Consider the following 7,092-nt stretch of genomic DNA (forward strand, 5'->3'; position numbering starts at 1 on the left):
ATTACCGTCGATGAGTGCTATGGGCGTTCAAATATCGTTGCAATACCTTGGCCTAAACCAATACACATGGTTGCTAATCCGTATTTCACGTCTTGCGCTTCCATTAAGTTGATTAGGGTTGTAGAGATACGAGATCCTGAACAGCCTAGTGGGTGGCCTAGTGCAATGGCACCGCCATTAAGGTTCACTTTTTCGTCAACCACATCCAGTAGACCTAGATCCTTAGCACAAGGTAGAGATTGCGCCGCGAACGCTTCGTTCAGTTCAATCACACCCATGTCTTCAATCGTTAACCCTGCACGCTTTAACGCTTTTTGAGTTGCAGGTACTGGGCCGTAACCCATGATTGAAGGATCGCAGCCTGCGATAGCCATAGACTTAACGCGAGCACGAATCTTAAGACCTAGTGCGTTAGCTTTTTCTTCACTCATGATAAGCATTGCCGATGCACCATCAGATAGAGCTGATGAAGTACCTGCCGTTACTGTACCGTTAGCTGGGTCGAACACTGGGCGCAGTTGAGATAGGCCTTCAACAGTTGTTTCTGGACGAATAACTTCATCGTGCTCCAGTGTAAACAGCGAACCGTCAGCAGAGTGACCTTCTGTTGGTAGAATTTCGTTTTTGAAACGACCTTCAACCGTTGCCGCATGTGCACGGGCGTGTGAACGTGCAGCGAATGCATCTTGGTCTTCACGGCTAATACCGTGCAGCTTGCCAAGCATTTCAGCGGTTAGGCCCATCATACCTGCAGCTTTTGCTACGTTCTTTGACATACCAGGGTGGAAATCAACACCGTGTGTCATTGGTACGTGACCCATGTGTTCCACACCACCGATTAGGCAAATTTCCGCATCACCAACCATGATTGAGCGAGTCGCATCATGCAGAGCTTGCATAGATGAGCCACATAAACGGTTAACCGTGACAGCACCAATCTCAATCGGTAAACCAGCCAGTAGAGCAGCGTTACGTGCAACGTTGAAGCCTTGCTCTAGTGTTTGTTGTACACAGCCCCAGTAGATATCTTCAATCTCTGAAGGGTTCACTTCTGGGTTACGCTCTAAAATGCCTTTCATTAAATGTGCAGACAGATCTTCAGCACGAGTGTGACGGTAAGCTCCACCTTTGGAACGTCCCATTGGGGTGCGAAGGCAATCAACAACAACTACATTATTCATTTTGCTATTCCTTTTCCAAATGTGGGTTACAGAGAACTTGCTTGTTGAGCGTCGTAAAAGCTTTCGCCTTTCTCTGCCATATCAAGCAATAGTTGAGGAACTTGGTACATTGCACCTAAGTCTTGGTAGCCCTTCGCCATTTCTACGAAGTTACCAATACCCACACTGTCTAAGTAGCGGAATACGCCGCCTCGGAATGGAGGGAAGCCTAAACCGTAAACCAGTGCCATATCCGCTTCTTGCGGTGTCGCGATGATGCCTTCTTCTAAACAAAGAACGACTTCGTTGATCATTGGAATCATCACACGCTGGATAATTGTTTGGTCATCAAAATCTTGTGGTGCTTGGCATACGTCAGCCAAGATAGGAAGAATGTCTTCAGAAAAGGTCTTCTTCGGACGACCACGTTTGTCTACGCTGTATGTGTAGAAACCGCTACCGTTTTTCTGACCGTATTTTTCAGCAACGTAAAGTGCATCAATCGCATCACGACCTTCTTTGCCCATACGCTCTGGGAAACCTTGCGCCATCACAGCTTGTGCGTGGTGTGCAGTGTCTAGGCCTACAACGTCTAGTAAGTAAGCCGGGCCCATTGGCCAACCGAACTTGCGTTCCATTACTTTATCGATCTTAGTGAAGTCAGCGCCGTCACGTAGCAACATGCTGAAACCGCCAAAGTAAGGGAAAAGTACACGGTTGACGAAGAAGCCTGGACAATCATTTACAACGATAGGTGATTTGCCCATCTTCGCTGCGTAAGCCACAACGCGATTAATCGTCTCTTCTGAAGTGTGCTCGCCACGGATGATCTCAACTAAAGGCATGCGATGCACTGGGTTAAAGAAGTGCATACCACAGAAGTTTTCTGGGCGTTTCAGAGATTTCGCTAGCAGGTTGATAGGAATCGTAGAAGTGTTTGACGTCAGTACTGTGTCTTCACCGACTAGACCTTCCACTTCGCTCAGTACCGCTGCTTTTACTTTCGGGTTTTCTACCACGGCTTCTACGACAACGTCTGATTGCTCAACACCTGCGTAATGCAGGCTTGGAGTAATCGAAGACAGGATACCTGCCATCTTGAAGCCATCTAGGTGACCGCGAGATAGGCGCTTATTCAATAGCTTAGACGCTTCATTCATACCAAGGTCAAGCGATGCTTGTGCGATGTCTTTCATCATCACTGGCACGCCTTTCAGTGCAGATTGGTAAGCAATACCGCCACCCATGATGCCTGCACCTAGTACAGCAGCACGTTGAGTGTCTTTGGTTGCTGACTTACCTGCTTTTTTAGCAAGACCTTTGATGTATTGGTCATTTAGGAACAGACCAACCAGTGCTTTTGCTTCTTCAGATTTTGCCAGCTTGATGAAGTGTTTACGTTCGATATCGAGCGCTGCATCACGATCGCTGCGTGCCGCTTCTTCAATCGCAATGACTGAGGTAATTGGAGCTGGGTAGTGAGGGCCCGCTTTTTGAGCAACAAGGCCTTTCGCCATGGTAAAGCTCATCATCGCTTCGAGTTTGCTTAGCGATAATGCTGATGTTTTCTGTTTGCGGCGTAATTGCCAGTCTAGTTTTTCATTGGCAGCCAGAGAAACGGTATTGATTGCCGACTCTAGCAGTTGGTCTGTTTCTACAATCGCGTCTAACAAGCCAATTTTTAGTGCCTCATCAGCTCGGCATGCTTTGCCTTGAGTGATGACTTCCATTGCACTGTCAGCACCGATAACGCGAGGCAGGCGCACACAACCACCAAAGCCAGGCATGATGCCAAGTTTGGTTTCAGGTAAACCAATGCTGGTGGTCTTGTCACCGATACGGAAGTCAGTTGCTAATACACATTCACAACCGCCGCCTAGGGCATGGCCGCGCATCATTGAAAGAGTTGGAACAGGAAGGTCTTCTAGCTTGCTGAAGATGGAGTTTGCAAATCTTAACCATTCATCAAGTTCTGCTTCTGGCTTAGCAAATAGGCCAAGAAATTCAGTGATGTCTGCGCCTACAATGAATGCGTCTTTGTTTGAAGTTAAGATTAAACCACGTAGTCCTGCGTGAGCTTTAAGAGCGTCTAACGCTTTGTCTAGTGATTCTAAAGTAGCAAGGTCGAGTTTGTTTACAGAGGCTGGAGCACAGAAGCTTAATTCTGCAATGCCATCTTGTAATTCCTTTACCTGTAGGGTGTTAGCTTGGTAAATCATTGTCTATCTCCATGACATACAATCCACGATTGTTTGAGAGAATCTTGTTGTCTTTCTATTATTGTAGAATACCTGGTAAGACCAGTTATTCTAGTCTGTACCTCTGTAAGATGAATTTCAATACATTTTTTAAACAATTGTTTAACATTGTGCGATAGCACAGATCCTCTAACCCTTATTATTCACGCGTGATACACTTCGCAGCTCTTATTAATTAAGTTAACGATATGAATGAACAGCCTTATTTAATACCGTCAGCTCCGGCTCTGTTTGAAGAAGAGATCAAGAAGAGCATCTTTATTACCCATCTTGCGCATACTCCAAGTGTAGAAGCCGCAAAGCAGTTCGTAGAGCAGGTAAAAAAAGAGCACGCTTCAGCGAGGCATAATTGTTGGGGCTTTGTTGCTGGTCGACCTGAAGATTCAATGCTTTGGGGCTTCAGTGATGATGGAGAACCATCGGGCACGGCGGGTAAACCTATCTTGGCGCAATTGTCTGGATCGGGTGTCGGTGAATTAACGGCTGTCGTAACGCGTTACTCTGGTGGAATTAAGCTTGGAACCGGTGGTTTGGTTAAAGCTTATGGTGGCGGAGTGCAACAAGCTCTCAAGCTGCTTCAAACTATCGAGAAAAAAATAACCACAAAATTACGGCTAGAGTTAGACTATGGCTTTGTGCCAATCGCACAATCCATCATGGCTCAGCATCAGGCTGTTGAGGTCCAAGCGGATTATGGTGTGCAAGTTGAGCTTATTATTGAGATAGAGCTCCTTCAGGTAGATGCGTTTACCCAAACCATGATCAATAAAAGTGGTGCCAAGGCACTGGTAACGAAAGTAAAAGACAACTAGGAAGTGTGAAGCATTTCGCTTCGTTCAATAGCTCATGCAATTTCGCTCAATTATTCGAATCGTCGGATTATTATTAGCACTTTTTAGTGTATCAATGCTCGCACCTGCGTTAGTCGCCCTGATCTATCGAGATGGTGCGGGTGTGCCATTTGTGACGACTTTCTTTGTTCTGTTATTTTGTGGCGCGACGTGTTGGTTTCCAAACCGACGTTATAAGCATGAGTTAAAAGCGCGCGATGGCTTTTTGATCGTAGTTCTTTTTTGGACGGTAATCGGTAGTGCGGGTGCTTTGCCGTTTTTGATCGCTGATAACCCGAATGTTTCGGTAACCGATGCATTTTTCGAATCCTTTTCTGCACTGACTACTACCGGTGCGACGGTGATCGTCGGCCTTGATGACTTACCTAAGGCGATCTTGTTTTATCGCCAGTTCCTGCAATGGTTCGGTGGTATGGGTATCATCGTATTGGCGGTAGCCATTCTCCCTGTTCTGGGCATCGGTGGCATGCAGTTGTACCGAGCTGAAATTCCAGGCCCAGTAAAAGACAGCAAAATGACCCCGCGTATCGCTGAAACAGCAAAAGCGCTGTGGTACATCTATCTCAGCCTAACCATTGCTTGTGCGGTTGCGTTTTGGCTCGCCGGCATGAGCTTCTTTGATGCAATCAGTCATAGCTTCTCTACTATTGCTATTGGTGGCTTCTCGACTCACGATGCAAGCATGGGCTATTTCAACAGTCCGGCTATCAACATGATTACTGTGGTGTTCCTGCTTATATCTGCATGTAATTATTCTCTTCACTTTGCCGCATTTGCTTCTGGTGGTGTGCATCCTAAGTATTACTGGAAAGATCCTGAGTTCCGCGCCTTTATCTTTATTCAGGCAGTACTGTTCTTGGTTTGTTTCTTATTACTGCTCAATCATCACTCTTATGACTCGTACTACGATGCTTTCGACCAAGCCTTGTTCCAAACCGTATCTATATCTACGACCGCTGGTTTTACAACGACTGGTTTCTCAGAGTGGCCCCTATTCTTACCCGTACTGCTTTTGTTTTCTTCTTTTATAGGGGGATGTGCAGGTTCTACGGGCGGTGGTATGAAAGTGATTCGAATCTTACTACTTACTCTGCAAGGTGCTCGTGAAATGAAGCGCCTTGTTCACCCACGCGCTGTCTATACCATTAAGGTCGGTGGCTCTGCACTATCACAACGTGTCGTAGATGCGGTTTGGGGTTTCTTCTCTGCATACGCATTAGTATTTGTGGTTTGTATGCTAGCTCTTATAGCAACCGGTATGGACGAGTTGAGTGCTTTCTCTGCGGTAGCGGCGACGTTAAATAACCTTGGCCCAGGCCTTGGTGAAGTCGCGGTGCACTTTGGCGATGTGAACGACAAAGCAAAATGGGTACTTATCGTATCTATGCTGTTTGGCCGGTTAGAAATCTTCACTTTATTAATCTTATTGACCCCTACGTTTTGGCGTAGCTAAGGACAACATTGTGGCAAAAGCTCTATTTTTATATTCAAGCCGTGAAGGGCAGACCAAGAAAATCTTGAACTATATAAAAGAAGAAATGAGTGAGTTCGAATGTGAGCTTCAAGATCTGCATACTATTGGCAAGGTGGACTTTGCTCAATACGACAGAGTGTTGATTGGCGCATCGATTCGCTATGGCCACCTTAATAAGAAGCTATATCAATTTATTGATGCCAATCTTACTCAGTTGCAATCAAGCAAGGTTGCGTTCTTCTGCGTGAACTTAACGGCGCGTAAAGAAGACCAAGGCAAAGATACACCAGAAGGCAGTGCTTATATTAAGAAGTTCCTTATCAAGTCTCCATGGCAGCCGACTTTAATCGGTGTATTTGCTGGTGCCCTCTATTACCCACGCTATAACTGGTTCGATAGAACCATGATCCGCTTTATTATGAATATGACAGGCGGTGAAACGGATACAACTAAGGAAGTTGAGTACACAAACTGGGAAAAAGTCTCTTTGTTCACTGAAAAACTGAGGAATATGTAAGAGAAAAGCCTACTTTTGAGGCGTTTTGAGTTCTTTTTAATCGAACGAATAAAAAAACGGAAAAAACTTAAAAAAGGGCTTGCCAGTGTGATCGAAATCTCTATAATGCCACCTCGCTGACACGGGATGGCTTCTTAGGAAACCAAAACGAATCAGCAAGCCAAATTAGCCAAGCCAAGCGCTTGAAAAAAGTTTTGAAAATAGTGGTTGACACTAAAACTTAAATCGCTAAAATGGCCGTCCGATTTGAGCGAAGCTCAAAAAGGAAAAGCTCTTTAACAATTTAAACCTATCAATCTGTGTGGGCACTCGTTGATGAATATCAAAAATGAAACTTCGGTTTCAACTTGATTTCAATGAACTGAGTGACCAATTCGAATCGTAAGATTCGGCACAGTCAATTCAACATTACTTAGCTTTTTATTAAGCGAAGAGAATGTAATCAGTATTCATTGAGTCACCAAAATCTTAAATTGAAGAGTTTGATCATGGCTCAGATTGAACGCTGGCGGCAGGCCTAACACATGCAAGTCGAGCGGAAACGAGTTATCTAAACTTTCGGGGGACGATAACGGCGTCGAGCGGCGGACGGGTGAGTAATGCCTAGGAAATTGCCTTGATGTGGGGGATAACCATTGGAAACGATGGCTAATACCGCATAATGCCTACGGGCCAAAGAGGGGGACCTTCGGGCCTCTCGCGTCAAGATATGCCTAGGTGGGATTAGCTAGTTGGTGAGGTAATGGCTCACCAAGGCGACGATCCCTAGCTGGTCTGAGAGGATGATCAGCCACACTGGAACTGAGACACGGTCCAGACTCCTACGGGAGGC

The 7,092-nt window shown here is 45.7% G+C and carries 5 protein-coding genes; 3 read left to right on the forward strand and 2 right to left on the reverse strand.

The window, feature by feature from the left end:
* Positions 1-17 precede the first annotated feature (17 nt).
* On the reverse strand, positions 18-1,181 hold the full coding sequence (gene fadA / locus BTO10_RS20230) for an acetyl-CoA C-acyltransferase FadA (protein ID WP_105025659.1): 1,164 nt from the start codon (positions 1,179-1,181) through the stop codon (positions 18-20).
* A gap of 26 nt (positions 1,182-1,207) precedes the next feature.
* A complete protein-coding gene (gene fadB / locus BTO10_RS20235) occupies positions 1,208-3,379 on the reverse strand; it encodes a fatty acid oxidation complex subunit alpha FadB (protein ID WP_105025660.1) in 2,172 nt (723 codons plus the stop codon).
* A gap of 227 nt (positions 3,380-3,606) precedes the next feature.
* On the opposite strand from fadB, the gene BTO10_RS20240 reads away from it, so the two are divergent.
* The 3 genes from BTO10_RS20240 to hemG are packed head-to-tail and all read left to right on the forward strand — an operon-like array spanning position 3,607 to position 6,260.
* Positions 3,607-4,230 carry a YigZ family protein gene (locus BTO10_RS20240; RefSeq protein WP_102425457.1) on the forward strand — a complete coding sequence of 208 codons (624 nt, stop codon included), beginning with the start codon at positions 3,607-3,609 and terminating at the stop codon, positions 4,228-4,230.
* A gap of 34 nt (positions 4,231-4,264) precedes the next feature.
* The gene (locus BTO10_RS20245) at positions 4,265-5,722 is read left to right on the forward strand and encodes a TrkH family potassium uptake protein (RefSeq protein ID WP_004739231.1); all 1,458 of its coding nucleotides are present in this window, start codon (positions 4,265-4,267) and stop codon (positions 5,720-5,722) included.
* 10 nt (positions 5,723-5,732) lie between these two features.
* Positions 5,733-6,260, forward strand: a complete 528-nt coding sequence (hemG, locus tag BTO10_RS20250) for a menaquinone-dependent protoporphyrinogen IX dehydrogenase (RefSeq protein ID WP_105025661.1) — start codon at positions 5,733-5,735, stop codon at positions 6,258-6,260.
* Positions 6,261-7,092: the final 832 nt, after the last annotated feature.

Source organism: Vibrio chagasii (assembly GCF_002954585.1).
Lineage (GTDB): Bacteria > Pseudomonadota > Gammaproteobacteria > Enterobacterales > Vibrionaceae > Vibrio > Vibrio chagasii_A.